This is a genomic window from Pseudomonas sp. FSL W5-0203 (assembly GCF_001896155.1).
GTDB classification, from domain to species: Bacteria; Pseudomonadota; Gammaproteobacteria; order Pseudomonadales; family Pseudomonadaceae; genus Aquipseudomonas; species Aquipseudomonas paracarnis.
In genome coordinates, this window is sequence record NZ_MPOR01000014.1 from 17,029 (window position 1) to 37,364 (window position 20,336).

The 20,336-nt window shown below is 60.8% G+C and carries 17 protein-coding genes; 12 read left to right on the forward strand and 5 right to left on the reverse strand.

All coding sequences use genetic code 11. The features are described 5' to 3' along the window. Nucleotides 1-16 precede the first annotated feature (16 nt). Both BOP96_RS14615 and BOP96_RS14620 read left to right on the forward strand, forming a co-directional pair. Complete coding sequence (locus BOP96_RS14615; RefSeq protein ID WP_073453148.1) at nt 17-2,503, forward strand: circularly permuted type 2 ATP-grasp protein; 2,487 nt, start codon at nt 17-19, stop codon at nt 2,501-2,503. Continuing rightward, complete coding sequence (locus BOP96_RS14620; RefSeq protein WP_020301622.1) at nt 2,503-3,393, forward strand: transglutaminase family protein; 891 nt, start codon at nt 2,503-2,505, stop codon at nt 3,391-3,393. Before BOP96_RS14615 ends, BOP96_RS14620 begins: the two co-directional genes overlap by 1 nt. A 131-nt stretch (nt 3,394-3,524) precedes the next feature. On the opposite strand, the gene BOP96_RS14625 is transcribed toward BOP96_RS14620, so the two are convergent. Beyond that, the gene (locus tag BOP96_RS14625) at nt 3,525-3,707 is read right to left on the reverse strand and encodes a hypothetical protein (RefSeq protein WP_073453150.1); all 183 of its coding nucleotides are present in this window, start codon (nt 3,705-3,707) and stop codon (nt 3,525-3,527) included. Between the two features lie 333 nt (nt 3,708-4,040). Between BOP96_RS14625 and azu the strand changes: the two genes are divergently transcribed. Continuing rightward, a complete protein-coding gene (gene azu, locus BOP96_RS14630) occupies nt 4,041-4,487 on the forward strand; it encodes an azurin (RefSeq protein ID WP_014716684.1) in 447 nt (148 codons plus the stop codon). Nucleotides 4,488-4,623: 136 nt separating this feature from the next. Here azu and nadE read toward each other — a convergent pair whose 3' ends face one another. The 3 genes from nadE to BOP96_RS14645 all read right to left on the reverse strand — a co-directional run bounded on the left by nadE (nt 4,624) and on the right by BOP96_RS14645 (nt 7,767). Further along, complete coding sequence (nadE, locus tag BOP96_RS14635; RefSeq protein WP_073453152.1) at nt 4,624-5,451, reverse strand: ammonia-dependent NAD(+) synthetase; 828 nt, start codon at nt 5,449-5,451, stop codon at nt 4,624-4,626. Between the two features lie 3 nt (nt 5,452-5,454). Beyond that, entirely contained in the window at nt 5,455-6,669 is a 1,215-nt protein-coding gene (gene pncB / locus BOP96_RS14640) for a nicotinate phosphoribosyltransferase (RefSeq protein ID WP_003188094.1), read from the reverse strand. Nucleotides 6,670-6,876: 207 nt separating this feature from the next. After that, complete coding sequence (locus tag BOP96_RS14645; protein ID WP_014716686.1) at nt 6,877-7,767, reverse strand: LysR family transcriptional regulator; 891 nt, start codon at nt 7,765-7,767, stop codon at nt 6,877-6,879. A 153-nt stretch (nt 7,768-7,920) separates the two neighbouring features. Here BOP96_RS14645 and amaB point away from each other — a divergent pair, with 153 nt between their 5' ends. From amaB to BOP96_RS14690, 9 genes are all read left to right on the forward strand, one after another. Further along, entirely contained in the window at nt 7,921-9,411 is a 1,491-nt protein-coding gene (amaB, locus tag BOP96_RS14650) for an L-piperidine-6-carboxylate dehydrogenase (RefSeq protein WP_073453154.1), read from the forward strand. Nucleotides 9,412-9,555: 144 nt separating this feature from the next. Next, nucleotides 9,556-10,839 (forward strand): L-pipecolate oxidase, encoded by a 1,284-nt coding sequence (gene amaA, locus BOP96_RS14655; RefSeq protein WP_073453156.1) that lies wholly within the window; start codon nt 9,556-9,558, stop codon nt 10,837-10,839. Nucleotides 10,840-11,213: 374 nt separating this feature from the next. After that, nucleotides 11,214-12,350 carry a branched-chain amino acid ABC transporter substrate-binding protein gene (locus tag BOP96_RS14660; RefSeq protein ID WP_005784282.1) on the forward strand — a complete coding sequence of 379 codons (1,137 nt, stop codon included), beginning with the start codon at nt 11,214-11,216 and terminating at the stop codon, nt 12,348-12,350. A gap of 219 nt (nt 12,351-12,569) precedes the next feature. After that, nucleotides 12,570-13,484, forward strand: a complete 915-nt coding sequence (locus tag BOP96_RS14665; RefSeq protein WP_003188099.1) for an ABC transporter permease subunit — start codon at nt 12,570-12,572, stop codon at nt 13,482-13,484. Nucleotides 13,485-13,486: 2 nt separating this feature from the next. After that, nucleotides 13,487-14,764, forward strand: coding sequence for a high-affinity branched-chain amino acid ABC transporter permease LivM (gene livM / locus BOP96_RS14670; protein WP_014716688.1), 1,278 nt, complete (start codon nt 13,487-13,489; stop codon nt 14,762-14,764). Then, nucleotides 14,761-15,636, forward strand: a complete 876-nt coding sequence (locus BOP96_RS14675; protein WP_003188102.1) for an ABC transporter ATP-binding protein — start codon at nt 14,761-14,763, stop codon at nt 15,634-15,636. Before livM ends, BOP96_RS14675 begins: the two co-directional genes overlap by 4 nt. Beyond that, the gene (locus BOP96_RS14680) at nt 15,633-16,349 is read left to right on the forward strand and encodes an ABC transporter ATP-binding protein (RefSeq protein ID WP_003188103.1); all 717 of its coding nucleotides are present in this window, start codon (nt 15,633-15,635) and stop codon (nt 16,347-16,349) included. Before BOP96_RS14675 ends, BOP96_RS14680 begins: the two co-directional genes overlap by 4 nt. Nucleotides 16,350-17,171: 822 nt before the next feature. After that, a complete protein-coding gene (locus BOP96_RS14685; RefSeq protein WP_014716689.1) occupies nt 17,172-17,939 on the forward strand; it encodes an SDR family oxidoreductase in 768 nt (255 codons plus the stop codon). 180 nt (nt 17,940-18,119) lie between these two features. Further along, entirely contained in the window at nt 18,120-19,025 is a 906-nt protein-coding gene (locus BOP96_RS14690) for a cation diffusion facilitator family transporter (RefSeq protein WP_014716690.1), read from the forward strand. Between the two features lie 108 nt (nt 19,026-19,133). On the opposite strand, the gene BOP96_RS14695 is transcribed toward BOP96_RS14690, so the two are convergent. Then, on the reverse strand, nt 19,134-20,243 hold the full coding sequence (locus BOP96_RS14695; protein WP_073453158.1) for an AGE family epimerase/isomerase: 1,110 nt from the start codon (nt 20,241-20,243) through the stop codon (nt 19,134-19,136). Nucleotides 20,244-20,336 lie beyond the last annotated feature (93 nt).

Sequence of the window (20,336 nt, forward strand, 5' to 3'; positions counted from 1 at the left end):
CTCTGCCGAGCGTTCCATGTCCGACTTGCTCGACCGCTACCCGCTCACCGCGGGCACCTATCACGAACTGCTGGACGCCAGCGGCGCGGTGCGTGCCCATTGGCGACGCTTGTTCGATCACCTGCAACGCAGCACGCCCGCACAACTGGCCCAGCGCCAGGCGTTGTTGACGCGCCAGATCCAGGAAAACGGCGTGACCTACAACGTCTACGCCGATCCCAAGGGCGCCGACCGCCCCTGGGAGCTGGACCTGTTGCCCCATGTGCTGGCGGCCGAGGAGTGGCAGCAACTGTCGGCCGGCATCGCCCAGCGTGCGCGCCTGCTCAATGCGGTACTGGCCGACCTGTATGGCCCGCAGCGTTTGATCAAGGAAGGCTTGCTGCCCGCCGAACTGGTGTTCGGGCATAACAATTTTCTGTGGCCGTGCCAGGGCATTCAGCCGCCTGACGGGGCGTTCCTGCATCTGTACGCGGTCGACCTGGCGCGCACGCCGGATGGCCGCTGGTGGGTCACCGCCGACCGCACCCAAGCCCCGTCGGGCGCCGGCTACGCCCTGGAAAACCGCACCATTGTGTCCCGCGCCTTCCCGGACCTGTACCGGGATATGCAGGTGCAGCACCTCACCGGTTTCTTTCGCACGCTGCAGGAAACCCTGGCGCGCCAGGCCCCTGGCGATGACCAGCCGCCACTGATCGTGCTGCTCACGCCGGGGCGTTTCAACGAAAGCTATTTCGAACACCTGTACCTGGCGCGTCAGCTCGGCTACCCCCTGGTAGAGGGCGGCGACCTCACCGTGCGTGACAGCACTGTGTTCCTGAAAACGCTCAGCGGCCTGCGCCGGGTGCACGCGATCATGCGTCGCCTCGACGATGATTTCTGCGACCCGCTGGAACTGCGCACTGACTCGGCGCTCGGCGTGCCGGGCCTGCTCGACGCCGTGCGTCAAGGCAACGTGCTGGTGGCCAATGCCTTGGGCAGTGGCGTGCTGGAGTCCCCGGGGCTGCTGGGCTTTTTGCCCAAGATCAACGAATTTTTGTTCGGTGAAACCTTGATCCTGCCGTCGATTGCCACCTGGTGGTGCGGCGAAGCGCCGGTGCTTGCCGAAGCCCTGGAAAAACTCCCGGAACTGCTGATCAAGCCGGCATTTCCCTCACAAAGTTTCGCCCCGGTGTTTGGTCGCGACCTTGACGACGAACAGCGCCAGGCCCTGGCCGAACGGATGCGTGCGCGCCCCTATGCCTATGTCGCCCAAGAGCTGGCGCAACTGTCTCAGGCGCCCGTATGGCACACCGTGGATGACCACTTGCAACACCGTGCCATCGGCATGCGTGTCTACGCCGTGGCCAGTGAAGACGGTTATCGGGTACTGCCTGGCGGCCTGACTCGCGTGGCGGCCGACGCCGATGCCGAGGTGGTGTCGATGCAGCGCGGCGGGGCGAGCAAGGACACCTGGGTGCTCGGTGAGCGCGCGCCGGGTGGCGAGCAATGGCGCGCCCAACGCACCATTGGCGCCTATGACCTGGTGCGCCGCGATCCCTATCTGCCCTCGCGCGTGGTGGAAAACCTGTTCTGGTTCGGTCGTTACTGCGAGCGCTGCGACGACAGTGCGCGCTGGCTGCGTATCGTACTGGCGCGGTATGTCGATGGCGACGATCCGCTGGCGTTGCAGGCCGCCGTCGAACTCGGCGAAAGCCTGCGCCTGTTGCCGGAGGAGGGCGAGCTGCCGGAGCGCCTGCTGGCCGCCTTGCTGGGTGATGACTGGCCTTCAAGCCTGCGCGCCAATTTGCAGCGCTTGCAGTGGGCGGCGTCCCAGGTGCGCGGCAAGTTGTCCAGGGAAAACTGGCAGGCCCTGGTGGAGCTGCAACGCGAAGCCATGGAACTGGAAAGCGACACTGCAGACTTTGGCGAACTGCTCGACTTTCTCAACCGCCTGGTGATGTCCCTGGCGGCACTGTCCGGGTTTGCCCTGGACGACATGACCCGCGATGAGGGCTGGCGCTTCTTGATGATGGGCCGGCGTATCGAGCGTCTGCAGTTTCTGAGCAGCAGCCTTGCGGCGTTCCTGCGTGGCGTGGCCGTGTTCGATCAGGCCGGGCTGGAATGGTTGCTGGAGCTGGGCAACAGCAGCATCACCTACCGCTCGCGCTACCTGGCGGTGCCGCAGTTGATCCCGGTGCTCGACTTGCTGCTGCTCGACGAGCAGAACCCCCATGCGGTGCTGTTCCAGCTCAAGTTGGTGAGCCGCACCCTGCGCCGTCTCAATGATGATTTTGGCGTGCCCCGTGAAACCGGGCTGGCGCCGTTGGTCGAGCGCCTGGCGCGTTTTGACCTGGGCTGCCTGGAGGACGGCCTGTTTGGCGAAACCAGCGTGCGTGCCGCGCTGGACGGCCTGGCCGACTTGCTGCAAGCGGTGGCCGATGAAAGCGGGCAAGTGTCGGATCGCCTGGCGCTGCGCCATTTTGCCCACGTGGATGATGTCAGCCAGCAAACGGTGTCGGTGTAATGAGCGCGCGCTACCAGATTTTCCACGATACCCATTACCACTATGACAGCCCGGTGTCCCTGGCCCAGCAACTGGCGCACCTGTGGCCAAGGCCGTGCGCCTGGCAGAAGTGCACCTGGCAGCAGTTGGATATCAGCCCGGAACCCACCTCGCGCCGCGACGAACTGGACGTATTCGGCAACCCGATCACTCGCCTGGCGTTCGAACGGCCCCATGATGAATTGCTAGTGAACGCCGGGCTCACCGTGGAAGTGCTGGCGCGACCCGCTCTGGACTTCCAGCGGTCGCCGCCCTGGGACCACACCCGCGACAGCCTGACTTACAGCAGCCAGGCATTGAGCGCCGAACTGATCGAAGCCTGCCGCTATCGCTTCGAGTCGCCCTATGTCCATCTGAAGAAAACTTTCGTCGAGTTCTCCGAAAGCTGCTTCCCGCCCGGCGAGCCTTTACTGCTGGGCACGCAGGCATTGATGGAGAAGATCTTCAGCGAATTTACCTTCGATGCCGAAGCCACCCAGGTCGCCACGCCACTGGTTGAAGTGCTGGAGCGCCGTCGCGGCGTGTGCCAGGACTTCGCTCACCTGATGCTTGCCTGCCTGCGTTCCCGTGGCCTGGCGGCGCGCTATATCAGCGGCTACCTGCTCACCCAGCCACCGCCCGGCCAGCCACGGCTGATTGGCGCGGATGCTTCCCATGCGTGGGTTTCGGTGTTTTGCCCGGTATCAGGCTGGGTGGATTTTGACCCGACCAACAATGTGCAGCCGGCGCTGGAGCACATCACCCTGGCCTGGGGCCGGGACTTTTCTGATGTGTCGCCATTGCGGGGGGTGATTCTGGGGGGAGGCAGCCACGACCCGGAGGTGCGGGTGACGGTGATGCCGCTGGAATGAAAAACGATCATTCCCACGCTCTGCGTGGGAATGCCTGCTGTGACGCTCTGTGTCACCCTTGCGCTGGCTTCAAGCCTGGTGCGGGACGCGGAGCGTCCGGGGCTGCATTCCCACGCGGAGCGTGGGAACGATCATTCAGCTGGGTCTTTCGGGGTTTCGGTCTCGTCAGTTGCCGCTTCACCTTCGGCATCCGGGTTCAGCGCGCTGGCTTCTTCCTCTGCAGCGGCTTTCTTGCGTTGCAGCTTTTCCTCTTTCTTCTGTTCCTTGGCCAAGTCTCTCTGACGTTTGGCGAAGGAGTAATTAGGTTTGGCCATGGGCGATCCTCTAGGGTCGAAGGTGAGGGTGGGCGGCGCGCAGCTGCCTCGGGTCGTCATGGTAGCAGCTTCAGGGGGCCCTTTGCTTTCACTTACCGCAGGCGTAGGCAGCCAGAAGGCCGTTGAACAGGTGATTGAGGTGCATGGCATGAACTCCCGTGAGTGATGGGCCGATCATAATCAGGGTGCGGCAGTTTGGCTGGTTGATTGTGTTGATGAAGCTGATAGCCTAAAGTTGTATACAATCTGTTGATTCAGATCATAAGAACTCAAGCCTGATTGAGGCACCCTTACCGCAATCCGCGTTTTTAAAACCCTGCCTTGGAGATTCACATGTTTGCCAAACTCGTTGCTGTTTCCCTGCTGACTCTGGCGAGCGGCCAGTTGCTTGCTGCAGAGTGCAAGGTCACTGTCGACTCCACCGACCAAATGTCGTTCAACACCAAAGCGATTGAAATCGACAAGAGCTGCAAGCAGTTCACCGTTGAGCTGACTCACTCGGGTAACCTGCCCAAGAACGTGATGGGCCATAACTGGGTGCTGACTACCGAAGCCAATATGCAACCGGTGGCAACCGACGGCATGGCTGCGGGGATCGACAAGGATTACCTGAAAGCCGGTGATGAGCGCATCATCGCCCACACCAAGATCATCGGTGCCGGCGAGAAAGATTCGGTGACCTTCGACGTCTCCAAGCTGAAGGCCGATGAGAAATACAGCTTCTTCTGCTCGTTCCCAGGCCACATCTCGATGATGAAAGGTGCTGTGGTTCTGAAGTAAGACCGCGTTATCGTTCATCGCAGGCAAGCCAGCTCCCACATTCGACCGCATTCCCATGTTGGAATCCGGTCAAGTGTGGGAGCTGGCTTGCCTGCGATGGCGATGTGACAATCAATGCAAAACGATCAGGTTCACCTCAAGGCGCAAACGGCATCACCCGCTTGTGCTCAGTCTTGCGATAGGTCTCGCAGATAATCCTGAACGCCTCCTCACGCACCGGCTCACCCTGCAGGAACGCATCAATCTCGGCATAGGTCACGCCATGTGACGCCTCGTCCGGCTTGCCCGGCGAAAGGTCTTCCAGGTCGGCGGTCGGTACCTTCTCCACCAGCGATTCCGGCGCGCCAAAGTGACGGGCAATGGCCCGCACCTGATGCTTCACCAGCCCGCTCAACGGTGCCAGATCGCACGCGCCATCACCGAACTTGGTGTAGAAGCCCATCACCGCTTCCGCCGCATGGTCGGTGCCGATCACCAGCCCACCGGCCGCGCCGGCGATGGTGTACTGCGCCACCATACGCATACGCGCCTTGGTGTTGCCCAGCACGAAGTCACGGGACGCCGCGGCCTTGCCTTCAAAGGCCGCCACTTCATTGGCCAGGGCTTTAACCGCCGGGCCGATGTTCACGGTGTGACGTTCATCCGGCTCGATAAAGTCCACCGAGGCCTGGGCGTCGTGCTCGTCGAACTGGGTTTCGTAGGGCAGGCGCACGGCGATAAAGCGGTACGCCTCATCGCCGGTGCTGGCGCGCAGTTCCTGCACCGCACGTTGGACCAAGAGGCCTGCGGTCAGGGAGTCGACACCACCACTGATGCCGAGCACCAGGGTCTTGAGCCCGGAATTGCGCAGGCAGTCCTGGATAAAGGCCACGCGCCGGGCAACCTCGGCTTCGAGTGCGGCCTGGTCCTTGAACGGGGCTTGCACCTTGAGCTGTTGTGCAATCTCACGCTGTACGGCTTGCATGATTCACTCCTTGCTGGATAGGGCAGGTACTTTGAAAACGTGACGCAAATAGGCGACAAAATTCGGGTCGGTGCAATGGGTCTTGCCCGCTTCATCGGAAATTTTTGCGACGGGCTGGCCATTGCAGGCGGTCATTTTAAGCACGATGCTCATCGGTTCCACCCCTGGAATATCACAGGTCAGGTTGGTGCCGATGCCAAAGCTCACATTAATGCGACCGCGCAACGCCCGGAATATTTCCAAGGCTTTGGGCAATGTCAGACTGTCGGAGAACACCAGGGTCTTGCTCATCGGTTCGATGCCCAGCTTGTGGTAGTGAGCGATGGCTTTTTCTGCCCACTGGATCGGATCACCGGAGTCATGGCGCAGGCCGTCGAACAGCTTGGCGAAGTACAAGTCGAAGTCGCCCAGGAACGCGTCGGTGGTGATGCAATCGGTGAGGGCGATACCCAACAGGCCACGGTACTCGCGCACCCAGCAATCAAGGGCGGCGATCTGGCTGTCGATCAGGCGTGGGCCGAGTTGCTGGTGGGCCATGATCCACTCGTGGGCCATGGTGCCCAGCGGCTTCATATCGAATTCGCGCGCCAGGTGCACGTTGCTGGTGCCGACAAAACGGCCAGGGAAATCGTGCTTGAGCACGCTGACCACTTCCTCTTGCACCCGGTAGGAAAAGCGCCGGCGCGTGCCGAAGTCCGCCACTTGCAGCTCCGACAGCTCATCGCTGCTGGCATTGGCGGTCAGCCAGTCGAATTTGCGATACAACTGCTCGCGGGCCTGCTCGAGGATGACGGTCTGGTAGCGGTAGCGGTTACGCACCTCGCTGACGATGGCCAGCATTGGCACTTCAAACAGGATCACATGCAGCCACGGTCCGCGCAGGCGGATAAACAACTCGCCGTTCTCGATGCCGGTTTGCACATACCGCAGGTTGAAGCGAAACAGCCCGAGGAAGCGCAGAAAATCCGGCTTCATAAAGCTGATGCGTTCCAGGAACCCCAGTTGATCGGGGCTCAGGCTCAGCTCGGCGAGGCGCTCGATCTGGTAACGAATCTCCGCCAGGTAAGGGCGCAGGTCTTCGCTGTTACGGCAACGAAACTCCCATTCAACTTCCACGTTCGGGTAGTTGTGCAGCACCGCCTGCATCATGGTCAGCTTGTAGAAGTCGGTGTCGAGCAGGTTCTGCACGATGCGATCGGCAAACACACTCTCGCTCATAACGGGAATCTCCAGACGGGTCGGCGATGGAGGCCGGCCTTTACGCACAATTGAGGAAGGGGGTTAGTGGCGCATAGACTTGTGGGGTTTTGCCAGTGATTTTTTCAGTAAGGCCACTGGCGCCATCGCAGGCAAGCCAGCTCCCACATTTGGAGTGCATTCCAAACGGTGGGAGCTGGCTTGCCTGCGATGGCGATTCTCCAGGCGCTAAAGCACCTGCTCCATCATCCACTTCACAAACTCGCGCACCTTGGGCACCTCTGCCGAATGCTCAGGATACGCCAGGTAGTAAGCATCCTGGCTCGGCATCGCATGTTGCCAGGGGATCACCAACTTGCCCTCGGCCAATTCCTCCTCCACCAGAAAGCGCGGCAATAACGCCACGCCGCATCCCACCTGCGCCGCACGGATACACATATAAAACGTGTCGAACCGCGGGCCATGGTAGCTGTGCTCGGTATGGAAGCCCTGGCTGGCGAACCAGTCATGCCAGCCCTGGGGCCGAGAGGCGTTTTGCAGTAGCACCAGGTCGCTCAGTTGCGTGGGGTCGGTGAAAGGCTGGGCGGGCAGGCTGTCGGGCGAACACACCGGTACCAGCTCTTCACTGAACAGTTTCAGGCTCTCGGTGCCGGGACGTGCGCCCTGGCCGAAATAGAACGCCATGTCGGCCTTGCCTTGCAGTAACTCGTCCGGGTCCTGTTCGTTGCACAGGTCCAGGTGGATCTGCGGGTGGCGCAAACGCCAGCCTTTGAGGCGCGGCACCAGCCAGCGTGCTCCGAAGGTGTAGGGCGTGGACACGCGCAGCACTTCGGTTTCGCCCCCGTAGGAGCGCAGGTAGTGGGTGGACATTTCCACCTGGGTGAGGATCTTGCGCACCTCCACCAGGTACAGGTCGCCCGCCGGGGTCATCTGCAAGCGGCGGCGCACGCGGCGAAACAGCAGGTGTTGCAACAGTTCTTCCAACTGCGCTACTTGTTTGCTCACCGCGCTTTGGGTGAGGTTCAGTTCCTCGGCGGCGCGGGTGAAGCTCAGGTGGCGGGTGGCCGCTTCGAAACACTGCAGGGCGGTGATCGAGGGCAAATGTCTTTTGTTCAGCACGGCATGCCTCTTTTTATTCTTTGCATGAATAAAGGGAATGATATCTCGCCTAATCGTCGTTTGTTGGCAAGTCTTGGGCCAGCTAAAAATAGGGCCAGGATCGCCGTGCGTATTGCGGCGCGAATTTTTGTCTGCAGATTGAAGGAGTGACCCATGGTTGCCGCATTGCTTGATCGTCTCGGGGTAAACCCGGCGCTGTACCAGGCTGGAAAACAACCCGTGCATTCACCGATTGATGGCAGCCGTATCGGCAGTGTGCACTGGGAAGGCGCCGCCGAGGTGGAGCAACAGGTCAGTCGCGCCGAGCATGCATTCGAGGCCTGGCGCAAGGTGCCGGCGCCGCGACGTGGCGAGCTGGTGCGCCAGTTCGGCGACGTATTGCGCGAATACAAGGCCGACCTGGGCGAACTCGTTTCCTGGGAAGCGGGCAAGATTACCCAGGAAGGCTTGGGTGAAGTGCAGGAAATGATCGACATCTGCGACTTCGCCGTCGGCCTGTCGCGCCAGTTGTACGGCTTGACCATCGCCTCCGAGCGCCCAGGCCACCATATGCGTGAAACCTGGCACCCGCTGGGCGTGGTCGGCGTGATCAGCGCCTTCAACTTCCCGGTGGCTGTGTGGGCGTGGAACACTGCGCTGGCCTTGGTGTGCGGCAACGCGGTGATCTGGAAACCGTCGGAAAAGACCCCGCTCACTGCACTGGCCTGCCAGGCCTTGTTCGAGCGCGTACTGAAAAAATTCGACGGTGCCCCCGAGTACCTCAGCCAAGTGATCATCGGCGGCCGTGACGCCGGCGCTGCGCTGGTGGATGACCCGCGCGTCGCCCTGATCAGCGCCACCGGCAGCACGCGTATGGGCCGTGAAGTGGCACCCAAAGTCGCCGCACGTTTCGCCCGCAGCATCCTTGAACTGGGCGGCAACAACGCGATGATTCTCGGCCCAAGCGCCGACCTGGACATGGCCGTGCGCGCCATCCTCTTCAGCGCGGTGGGCACCGCCGGCCAACGCTGCACCACCCTGCGCCGGCTGATCGCCCATGAGTCGGTCAAGGAAGAAATCGTCACCCGCCTCAAGGCCGCCTATTCCAAAGTGCGCATCGGCCACCCACTGGAAGGCAACCTGATCGGCCCGCTGATCGACAAGCACAGTTTCGACAACATGCAGGACGCCCTTGAGCAAGCCTTGAGCGAAGGCGGCAAGGTGTTCGGCGGCAAGCGCCAACTGCAAAACACATTCCCCAACGCCTACTACGTATCGCCGGCCATCGTGGAAATGCCCGAGCAAAGCGACGTGGTGTGCAGCGAAACCTTCGCGCCGATTCTTTACGTGGTCGGCTACACCGACTTCGCCGAAGCCCTGCGCCTGAACAATGCCGTGCCACAAGGTTTGTCGTCCTGCATCTTCACTACCGACGTGCGTGAAGCCGAGCAGTTCATGTCGGCGGTGGGCAGCGACTGCGGCATTGCCAACGTCAACATCGGCCCGAGCGGCGCGGAGATCGGTGGCGCGTTCGGGGGTGAAAAAGAAACCGGCGGCGGGCGTGAGTCGGGCTCGGATGCGTGGCGCGGGTATATGCGCAGGCAGACCAATACCGTGAACTACTCGCTGGAGTTGCCGTTGGCACAAGGCATCACGTTCGACTGACCAGACTGATCGTTCCCACGCTCTGCGTGGGAACGCATACTGTGACGCTCCGCGTCACGACAATGCGGACGCGGAGCGTCCAAGGCTACATTCCCACGCAGAGCGTGGGAACGAGCGGTGGTGAATTCATCCCGGAGTCTGGCAATGGCACTGCGCGAAACATGTTTATGGGAACACCTCACCCCAGGCCGTCCCGACCGAGCCGCGCTCAAGGGCGCGGTCAAGGTGGATGTGTGCGTGATCGGCGCCGGCATCACCGGTTTGTCGGCGGCCATTCATTTGCTGGAACAAGGTAAAAGCGTCGTCGTACTGGAGGCCCATCGCACCGGTCACGGCGGCTCGGGGCGCAACGTAGGGCTGGTCAACGCCGGCCTGTGGATTCCACCGGACGAGATCGAGGCCGGTTTCGGCACAGCGGTGGGCAGTCAGCTCAACCGCATGTTGGGTGCGGCGCCGTCCCTGGTGTTCAGCCTGATCGACAAGTACAACATCGACTGCCAATTGCGCCGTGAAGGCACCTTGCACATGGCGCACAACGCCCGTGGCGAGGCGGATTTGCGCAGCCGTGAGCAGCAGTGGAAGCGCCGTGGCGCACCGGTTGAGTTACTCACCGGCCAGGCCTGCGAGCACGCCACCGGTACCCGGAAAATCGCCGCCGCGTTGCTGGATCGGCGCGCCGGCACCTTGAACCCCATGGGCTACACCACTGGGTTGGCAAATGCCGCCGCAGCGTTGGGCGGGCAGTTGTTTGACCATTCTCCGGTCACCCAGCTTGAACGCCAAGGCGCCGATTGGTCGGTGCAGACCGCCGAGGGCGCGGTGCAGGCCGCGCAGGTGGTGATCGCCTCCAACGCCTACACCGAAGGCGAATGGACCGAACTGCGGCGTAACTTTTTCCCCGGCTATTACTACCAAGTGGCGTCGGCGCCGCTGACCGATGACACGGCCAAGCAGATCCTCCCCGGCGGCCAGGGTTCGTGGGACACGCGCCAGGTCCTGAGCAGTATTCGCCGCGATGCCGACGGGCGCCTGTTGCTGGGCAGCCTGGGTAACGGCAACCAGAAGCCGGCGTGGTTCCTCAAGGCATGGGCCGATCGGGTGCAGCAACACTACTTCCCGTACCTCAAATCGGTGCAATGGGAATTCACCTGGACCGGCTGCATCGCGTTCACCCCCGACCACTTGATGCGCCTGTTCGAACCGGCCCCCGGCCTGGTGGCGGTTACCGGTTATAACGGGCGCGGGGTGACCACCGGCAGCGTAGTGGGCAAGGCGTTTGCCGACTACCTGTGTCACCAGGACCCCCAAGCCTTACCGATCCCTTTTGCCCCTATGCAACCTCTGGCCGCTGTGGGCCTGCGCAGTTGCCTGTATGAAGCCGGCTTCTCGCTCTATCACGCCGGGCAATGCCTGAGGATCGTGATCTGATCAGCGAAATACCCCTCAGAAGCCTGCGTTTTCTTAGCAGGCTACCCATCTGTATTGGTGCAAGTCGTAGCAATCACGCACTGTAAATGTGCAGTTCCGTTACGCACGTTGTTACAGCTGTAGGAACTGTCGTTTATGCCTGTGGTTGCAGGTGCGACCTACCAGGGTTGTACTTTTTTGCAGTGCTGGTTGCACCCGTAGACGCTAGACGGTTGCACGTCCTGGCAAAAGGCGTCGAAACGCCTGTAATAACAATGACACCGTGTCTTTTTGAAGAATAAAAAAGTAATGGCACGCGGCTTGCTCTGAGCTTTCAGTGAAAAGTTTGAATGCAAGTTGTCGTGCCAAAAATCAAAAATATCGGAGCACCACTCATGTCCCAGACGTTTTACAAGAAAGGTTTTCTGGCCCTCGCCGTTGCTGCGGCGCTGGGTGTTTCTACGTTTGTTCAAGCTGATGTGAAAATTGGTGTGGCGGGCCCGATGACGGGTGCCAACGCCGCTTTCGGTGAGCAGTACATGAAGGGTGCCCAGGCGGCAGCCGACGTTATCAACAAGGCCGGCGGCATCAACGGCGAGCAGATCAAGCTGGTGGCGGGCGATGACGCCTGCGAACCCAAGCAGGCCGTGGCCGTGGCCAACCGCCTGGCCGACCAGGACAAAGTGATCGGTGTGGTCGGGCACTTCTGCTCATCCAACACCATCCCGGCGTCTGAGGTTTACGACGAAGCGGGCATCATCGCCATCACCCCAGGCTCCACCAACCCACAAGTGACCGAACGCGGCCTGGGCGCCATGTTCCGTATGTGCGGGCGTGACGACCAGCAAGGCATCGTGGCCGGCGACTACATTGTCGACGTGCTCAAGGGCAAGAAAGTCGCGGTGATCAACGACAAAGACACCTACGGCAAAGGCCTGGCCGACGCCACCGCTGCGCAGTTGACCAAGCGCGGCGTCAAGCCGGTGCTGGAAGAGGGCCTGACCCGGGGCGAGAAAGACTTCAGCGCCCTGGTTACCAAGATCCGTTCCCTGGGCGCCGACGTCGTGTACTTCGGCGGCTTGCATCCGGAAGCCGGCCCACTGGTGCGCCAGATCCGCGAAGCGGGCCTCAAAGACGTCAAGTTCATGTCCGATGACGGCGTGGTCACCGACGAACTGGTAGCCACCGCCGGCGGCGCGCAGTACGTTGATGGTGTGTACATGACCTTCGGCGCCGACCCGCGCCTGCTGCCAGACAGCAAGACGGTCGTGGAAGAGTTCCGCAAGAACGGTACCGAGCCTGAAGGCTACACCCTGTACGCTTACGCCTCGATCCAGGCCCTGGCCGCCGGCTTCAACGGTGCCAAGTCCAACAAGGGCGAAGACGCTGCCAAGTGGCTCAAGGCCAACCCGGTTAAAACCGTCATGGGCGAAAAAGCCTGGGATGCCAAGGGCGACCTGAAAGTCTCTGACTACGTGGTTTACCAGTGGGACAAAGACGGCAAATACCATCAGTTGGAAAAGCAGAAGTAATAACGCGACGGCCTGAACACCTTGATCCCTGTGGGAGCCGGGCTTGCCCGCGATGACGGACTCAATGCCAACCCTGTGTTGAATGTGAAACCGCTATCGCAGGCAAGCCAGCTCCCACAGAGGGCCTGGTTGCCTGCTCTATTGCAACAAACCTGTCTTTTCCTCCAGAAGCGCCGCACACCCACCGGTGTGCAGGTGCTCACCGCGTGAGATTGCGTTATGGATGGTATTTTCCTGCAGCAACTGGTCAACGGCCTGACCCTCGGGTCGGTCTATGGCCTGATCGCCATCGGCTACACAATGGTCTATGGCATCATTGGCATGATCAACTTCGCCCACGGCGAGGTTTATATGATTTCCGCTTACCTCGCGGCGATCAGTCTGGCACTGCTGGCTTACTTCGGCATCGAATCCTTCCCGCTGCTCATTCTCGGTACTTTGATCTTCACCGTAGTCGTCACCGGCGTGTACGGTTGGGTGATTGAGCGTGTCGCCTACAAACCCCTGCGTAACTCCACCCGCCTGGCACCGCTGATCAGCGCCATCGGTATCTCGCTGATCCTGCAGAACTACGCGCAGATCGCCCAGGGCGCCAAGCAACAAGGCATTCCCACCCTGCTGGCCGGCGCCTGGCGCGTCGATATCGGCACCGGGTTCGTGCAACTGACCTACACCAAAGTGTTCATCCTCGTGGCGGCGTTCGCCGGCATGGCCTTGCTCACCTACATCATCAAATACACCAAGCTCGGCCGCATGTGCCGCGCCACCCAGCAAGACCGCAAGATGGCCTCGATCCTGGGCATCAACACCGACCGCGTGATCTCCTACGTGTTCGTCATCGGCGCAGCCATGGCTGCCCTGGCCGGCGTGCTGATCACCCTCAACTACGGCACCTTCGACTTCTATGCCGGCTTCATCATCGGCATCAAGGCGTTTACCGCGGCGGTCCTCGGCGGCATCGGCTCCCTGCCTGGGGCGATGCTGGGCGGGATCATCCTCGGTATCTCCGAGTCGCTGTTCTCGGGGTTGATCAACTCTGACTACAAAGACGTGTTCAGTTTCTCCCTGCTGGTGGTGATTCTGATTTTCCGTCCCCAGGGCCTGCTTGGTCGCCCACTTGTGGCGAAGGTGTAAACATGTCTGCTGCCAAATCCATTGATATCAAGAAAAGTGTGGTCGATACGGTCCTCGCGGGGCTGATTTCGCTGATCGTATTCGGCCCGATTGTCGGCGTGGTGCTCGACGGCTACAGCTTCAACCTGGAACCTGCGCGGGTTGCCGTGCTGGTCGCTATCGTGATGGCCGGGCGCTTTGCCTTGAGCCTGTTCCTGCAAACTTCCAAGGGCGTGAAGATCCTGCAGGGGTTCGAGAGCAGCGGCTCCGGCGTGCACGTGCTGCCACCGGACTACAAGTCGCGGCTGCGCTGGATCATCCCGGCGTTGATCGTGATCGCCATCGTGTTCCCGATCTTTGCCAACAAGTACCTGCTCACCGTGGTGATCCTGGGGCTGATCTACGTATTGCTCGGCCTGGGGCTGAACATCGTGGTGGGCCTGGCGGGCCTGCTCGACCTGGGTTACGTGGCGTTCTATGCCATCGGTGCCTACGGCCTGGCGCTGGGTTATCAATACCTGGGCCTGGGCTTCTGGACGGTGCTGCCACTGGCGGCCATCGCGGCGGCGTTGGCGGGGTGCATACTCGGCTTCCCGGTGCTGCGAATGCACGGTGACTACCTGGCCATCGTGACCCTGGGTTTTGGTGAAATCATACGCCTGGTGCTCAACAACTGGCTGTCGTTCACCGGCGGCCCGAACGGGATGCCCGTGCCGTCACCGACCTTCCTGGGCCTGGAGTTCGGCAAGCGTGCGAAGGATGGCGGCATTCCGTTTCACGAGTTTTTCGGCATCGATTACAACCCCAACATCAAGTTCATGTTCATCTACATCGTGCTGTTTCTGGTGGTGCTGGCCGTGCTGTACATCAAGCATCGCCTGACGCGCATGCCGGTCGGTCGCGCCTGGGAAGCCCTGCGCGAAGATGAAATCGCCTGCCGTTCCATGGGCCTGAACCATGTGCTGGTCAAACTCTCGGCCTTCACCATCGGCGCGTCCACCGCCGGTTTGGCCGGGGTGTTCTTTGCCAGCTACCAGGGCTTCGTCAACCCATCGTCGTTTACCTTCTTCGAGTCGGCGTTGATCCTCGCCATCGTGGTGTTGGGCGGCATGGGCTCGACGGTCGGCGTGGTGATCGCAGCGTTCGTGTTGACCGTGGCGCCGGAACTGCTGCGTAGTTTTTCCGAGTACCGCGTGCTGCTGTTTGGGGTGTTGATGGTGGTGATGATGATCTGGCGACCGCGTGGCTTGATTCGGATTAGTCGTACCGGTGTGACGCCACGCAAGGGGGTAGCGCCATGAGCAAGGAAGTCGTGCTGTCTGTCGAACACCTGATGATGCACTTCGGGGGCATCAAGGCCCTCAGTGATGTGAGCCTACAGGTCAAACGCAACTCGATCTTCGCCCTGATCGGCCCCAACGGCGCCGGCAAGACCACGGTGTTCAACTGCCTCACCGGCTTTTACAAAGCCAGTGGCGGCAAGATCGAGCTCAACGTGCGGGGCAAGCAAACCAACGTCATTCAGTTGCTGGGTGAGCGCTTTGAGGCCACCGACTTTGTCTCGCCCAAAAGCTTCCTCAGCCGCGTGTACTACAAGATGTTCGGCGGCACCCATCTGGTGAACCGTGCCGGCCTGGCGCGCACTTTCCAGAACATTCGCCTGTTCAAGGAAATGTCGGTGCTGGAAAACCTGCTGGTGGCCCAGCACATGTGGGTCAACCGCAACATGCTTGCCGGCATCCTCAATACCAAAGGCTACCGCAAGGCCGAAAGCGATGCGCTGGACTGCGCATTCTACTGGCTGGAAGTGGTCGACCTGGTGGACTGCGCCAACCGTCTGGCCGGCGAGCTCTCCTACGGCCAGCAGCGCCGCCTGGAAATCGCCCGCGCCATGTGCACGCGGCCGCAGATCATCTGCCTGGACGAACCGGCAGCGGGCCTCAATCCACAGGAAACCGAAGCCCTCAGCGCGATGATTCGCCTGCTGCGCGACGAACACGACCTTACGGTGGTGCTGATCGAACACGACATGGGCATGGTGATGAGTATTTCCGACCACATTGTGGTGCTGGACCACGGCAACGTGATCGCCGAAGGCGGCCCGGATGCGATCCGCAACGACCCGAAAGTGATCGCCGCCTACCTGGGCGCGGATGAAGAGGAGTTGGTATGAGTGCACCTATCCTCGAAATGAAGGACCTGGACGTGTTCTACGGCCCGATCCAGGCCCTGAAAAAAGTCTCGCTGCACATCAACGAAGGCGAAACCGTCAGCCTGATCGGCTCCAATGGCGCGGGTAAGTCCACGTTACTGATGTCGATCTTCGGTCAGCCTCGGGCCGAGTCGGGGCAGATCCTCTACAACGGCGTCGACATTACCCACAAATCGTCCCACTACATCGCTTCCAACGGCATTGCGCAGTCGCCGGAAGGGCGGCGGGTGTTCCCCGACATGACCGTCGAGGAAAACCTGCTGATGGGCACTATCCCCATTGGCGACAAGTTCGCCAGCGAGGACATGCAACGCATGTTCGAGCTGTTCCCCAGGCTCAAGGAGCGGCGCAACCAGCGGGCGATGACCATGTCCGGTGGTGAGCAACAAATGCTCGCCATCGCCCGTGCGCTGATGAGCCGGCCCAAGCTGTTGCTGCTCGATGAGCCAAGCCTGGGGTTGGCGCCGATTGTGGTGAAGCAGATCTTTTCCACCCTGCGCGAGCTGGCGTCCACCGGTATGACCATCTTCCTGGTGGAGCAGAACGCCAACCATGCGCTGCGCCTGTCGGACCGAGCGTATGTGATGGTCAATGGTGAGATTCGCCTGACCGGCACCGGCAAGGAGTTGCTGGTGAACGAGGACGTGCGCAACGCCTACCTGGGCGGCCACTGACCTAAGATCCAGGCGCATCAACCCTGTGGGAACCGGGCCTTATGTGGGAGCCGGGCTTGCCCGCGACAGCATCACCTCGGTTTAGCTGACATACCGAGGTGGCCGCATCGCAGGCAAGTTAGCTCCCACCCAAAGCCGGTTCCCACATTTGTTTTTGCGATGTCCACAAGCGCTCAACCAAATTGTGGAAAACAAATCCAGCCCACCTCAAAAGCGCGACATATAGTCGCCGCAAATCCCTGTTTTGTCACAGTTTTGACTTGTCCCCATCCACTGTGGAACCGGCTGTGGGTAACGTGGGAGTAGCTGGCTGAAAGCCTTTAACCACGTGGCTTGTAGCGTGTTGGTTGTTTTTCGATCAGTGTGTTTTTCGCGACCGTCTCAAGGGTTTGTCAACCTGTTTAAAGACACAGGTATATGAACGAAATAAGTCGTTCCGGCCTGTGGATAAGTCTGTGATTAAACTCTGGAAAGACGCGCGCAGGGGCCGCAATGACTGGCCTGGAGCCATCGTTGTGTTTTTCAGCATTTGTCGCCGGCTACATAGGCGCTTGCCCAGGTCAAGCAAAAAACTTTATAAAACCGCCTGCAACCCTTGTACACAGTGGCTTTGAGCCGTTTGCACTTGCCCCCAAAGACTGTGGGCGCAGTTGTGGATAACCTGCGCGCATATGGCTGCAAGCTACGGTTTATAAGGCTTTGCGTCGCTTGATTAAAAAGTGATCAGTCAAGCATGCGCGTGTGTGCACAGCGGTTGCCGCAAACGCGGCGTAAGGGCATTCTGCTGGCTGTTTTTTTCCCGATGCCCGCAAGGAGAACACCATGTCCGACACGCTGTTTATCACTGGCGCTACTTCAGGTTTCGGCGAAGCCTGTGCCCGTCGTTTTGCCGAGGCCGGCTGGAAACTGGTGCTCACCGGTCGTCGTGCCGAGCGCTTGAATGCCTTGGTCCAAGAGCTTTCCAAGCAGACCGAAGTGCATGGCCTGGTGGTGGATGTGCGCGACCGCAAAGGCATGGAGGAGGCCATCGCCAACCTGCCGCCGTCGTTCGCCACGCTGCGCGGCCTGATCAACAACGCCGGCCTGGCCGTGGGCACCGACCCTGCGCCCAAGTGCGACCTCGACGATTGGGAAACCATGGTCGATACCAACATCAAGGGCCTGCTGACCACCACCAACCTGCTGTTGCCGCGCCTGATTGCCCATGGCCGCGGGGCCGGGATCATCAACCTGGGCTCCATCGCCGGTAACTACCCGTACCCGGGCAGCCATGTGTATGGCGGTTCCAAGGCGTTCGTGAAGCAGTTTTCGTTGAACCTGCGCTGCGACCTGCAAGGCACCGGCGTGCGCGTGACCAATATCGAGCCGGGCTTGTGTGAAAGCGAGTTCTCCCTGGTGCGCTTCGGCGGTGACCAGGCGCGTTATGACGCCACCTACGCAGGTGCCGAGCCGATCCAGCCGCAGGACATTGCCGATACGATTTTCTGGGTGATGAACACCCCGGCGCACGTGAACATCAACCGCCTGGAGTTGATGCCGGTGAGCCAGACCTGGGCTGGGTTTGCGATTGAGCGTGGGGCCAAAGGCTAAGACCGCGTCGCTGCCATCGCAGGCAAGCCAGCTCCCACATTTGACGGTATTCACACATCCAAATGTGGGAGGGGGCTTGCCTGCGATGGCGGCAAATCGGCCAAAATGCGGCATAAGGTACACTGCCCGCCTGAAAACCCCACCGCACCCAGCGGTTTAAAGGTTTTGACAGGAGGCAATGTGAGTAACCGAGGTGAGCAGGCACTGCTCAAACAATCGACTATCCTGATGTTCGCAGTCGCGATCGCCGGGATTGTCACGGGTGTGATATCCGGCGCCCAATCCATTCTGTTCGACGGTTTTTTCTCGCTGATCGCCACCGCCATCAAGGTGCTGATGCTGATCACGGCCAAGCTGATCGCCAAGAAAAGCAACGAGCGTTTCCAGTTCGGCTATTGGCACCTGGAGCCAATGGTGCTGTTGATCGAAGGCAGTTTCCTGCTGCTGATCGCCATCTACGCGTTCCTCAATGGCGTGTTCGGCATTATCAATGGCGGGCGCGAAATCGAGTTAGGGCTGGTGATCATTTATGCGGCGGTGTTTACCGTCGTGGAGTTCGCCTACTTCTTCTATGTGCGCTACCGCAATCGCACACTCAAATCGTCATTGATCCAGTTCGACAACATCAGTTGGCTGGTGGACGCGATGCTGTCGGTGGGCTTGCTGATCAGCTTCCTGGCCGCACTGTTGCTCAAGTCCCAGGGCTATGGCGAGTGGGCGGTCTACGTGGACCCGTTGATTCTGATCCTGCTGGCCCTGAGCATGCTGGCGCCAGCATTCAAGATCCTGCGCCCAGCGCTGCGCGAAGTGTTGGGCATCGCGCCGGATCACTTGGACGACAAGGTCCGCGAAGTGATGGACGCCGCGCAGGCCAAGCATGGTTTCGACGACTATGTGTCCTATGTGCAGAAGCACGGGCGTGCGCGGTTTATCGAAATTCATGTGGTGCTGCCAGCGAATTACCCGGTGGATAACGTCGCGACTCTCGATGGGCTGCGGGAAGAGATATCCACAGGGCTTGGGGCGGCGGATGCGGCGCGGTGGTTGACGATCAGTTTTACCGGGGATCGCAAGTGGATTGCCTAAAGTCTGTTAGAGCGAGGTGAGGCTATCGCAGGCAAGCCAGCTCCCACATTTAAATGTGCGAACACTATCAACTGTGGGAGCTGGCTTGCCTGCGATGGGCCCAGCAGGTCAGCCCAGATGCTGGACCAAGCCCTGATAGCAAGTCGCCAAATGATAAGGCGTAGTCGAAGGCATATCCCGTCGGCTCACCTTACCCTCGGCATCCAGGCATTCATGCCAACCCTTGGCATGCAAAAAGCGCTGTTGCAGCGCCTGCAACTGACGCTGCAGCACCGCTTCACTGCCTGGCCGCAAGGTCAACGCCCGCAGGTACTCCGCCTGTGCCCAGATCCGTTGGGTACCGTCGCGCACCGTGCCATCCAGCGCAAGCATGCCGCTGACCGCCCCGCTTAACTTATCCACACCCTTTTGCTCGGCATAGGCAAATGCCCGTGTCAGCGAGCCATGCAGCGCGGTGCCGCGTAGCGCAGCTGAAGACTCGAGCAAAAAGAACCATTCGAACTGATGCCCCGGCTCAAACCAGTTATCCACAGCGCCCACAGGTTTTTCCATCATCACGCCGTGCTCGCGGTCGATGAAACGTTGCTGCATGGCCGTCGCCAGTGCCAGCAGGGCCGCTTGTACCTGGGCGTCCTCACGCACCGCGAGGGTGGCCAGGAAACCTTCGGCCAGGTGCATCAGCGGGTTTTGCAACGGGCCGGAGTCGAGCGAGGCCCAGTTGCGCTCCAGTACGGCCTCGTACAAGCCGTCACCGGTGGCAAAACGTTGGGCGACGACTTCCAGGGCAGCGTTGAGCACCGATTCCACCAACGGCTCACGCATCTTGGCCCAGTAATGGGCGCAGGCAAAAATAATGAAGGCGTGGGTGTAGAGGTCTTTGCGCTTGTCCAGCGGTTGGCCGGCAGGGTCGATGCTGTAGAACCAGCCACCGTGTTCGGCATCATGAAAGTGCCGTTGCAGGGAGCGAAACAGCGCTGCCGCACGTTCTTCGGCGAAAGCCGCGCCGGGTTCGCCGATCAGGCTGGCGAACAGGTACAGCTGCCGGGCGCAGGCCATGGCGCGATAGCGCTGGGGGGGCAGTGGCTGGTGGTCGGCGTCCAGGGCCTCAAAGGGCAGTGCCAGGTCGGCATTCCAGCCCGGGCCTTGCCAGAGAGGCACGATCAGGTCATGGAAGTGCGTGAGCACAGGCGTCAGGGAAGAGGGGGAAGCGATGGGCATTGGCTGGCGTCGTCACGGCAGGGGTGTAGGCGCTCATGGTAGCAGGCTGATCGTTCCCACGCTCTGCGTGGGAATGCATTTTATGACGCTCTG

Bases quoted from the DNA above. Each gene is read 5' to 3' on its own strand.
- BOP96_RS14615 (WP_073453148.1), top strand. From the start codon at position 17: ATGTCCGACTTGCTCGACCGCTACCCGCTCACCGCGGGCACCTATCAC.
- BOP96_RS14620 (WP_020301622.1), top strand. From the start codon at position 2,503: ATGAGCGCGCGCTACCAGATTTTCCACGATACCCATTACCACTATGAC.
- BOP96_RS14625 (WP_073453150.1), bottom strand. From the start codon at position 3,707: ATGGCCAAACCTAATTACTCCTTCGCCAAACGTCAGAGAGACTTGGCC.
- azu (WP_014716684.1), top strand. From the start codon at position 4,041: ATGTTTGCCAAACTCGTTGCTGTTTCCCTGCTGACTCTGGCGAGCGGC.
- nadE (WP_073453152.1), bottom strand. From the start codon at position 5,451: ATGCAAGCCGTACAGCGTGAGATTGCACAACAGCTCAAGGTGCAAGCC.
- pncB (WP_003188094.1), bottom strand. From the start codon at position 6,669: ATGAGCGAGAGTGTGTTTGCCGATCGCATCGTGCAGAACCTGCTCGAC.
- amaB (WP_073453154.1), top strand. From the start codon at position 7,921: ATGGTTGCCGCATTGCTTGATCGTCTCGGGGTAAACCCGGCGCTGTAC.
- amaA (WP_073453156.1), top strand. From the start codon at position 9,556: ATGGCACTGCGCGAAACATGTTTATGGGAACACCTCACCCCAGGCCGT.
- BOP96_RS14660 (WP_005784282.1), top strand. From the start codon at position 11,214: ATGTCCCAGACGTTTTACAAGAAAGGTTTTCTGGCCCTCGCCGTTGCT.
- BOP96_RS14665 (WP_003188099.1), top strand. From the start codon at position 12,570: ATGGATGGTATTTTCCTGCAGCAACTGGTCAACGGCCTGACCCTCGGG.
- livM (WP_014716688.1), top strand. From the start codon at position 13,487: ATGTCTGCTGCCAAATCCATTGATATCAAGAAAAGTGTGGTCGATACG.
- BOP96_RS14675 (WP_003188102.1), top strand. From the start codon at position 14,761: ATGAGCAAGGAAGTCGTGCTGTCTGTCGAACACCTGATGATGCACTTC.
- BOP96_RS14680 (WP_003188103.1), top strand. From the start codon at position 15,633: ATGAGTGCACCTATCCTCGAAATGAAGGACCTGGACGTGTTCTACGGC.
- BOP96_RS14685 (WP_014716689.1), top strand. From the start codon at position 17,172: ATGTCCGACACGCTGTTTATCACTGGCGCTACTTCAGGTTTCGGCGAA.
- BOP96_RS14695 (WP_073453158.1), bottom strand. From the start codon at position 20,243: ATGCCCATCGCTTCCCCCTCTTCCCTGACGCCTGTGCTCACGCACTTC.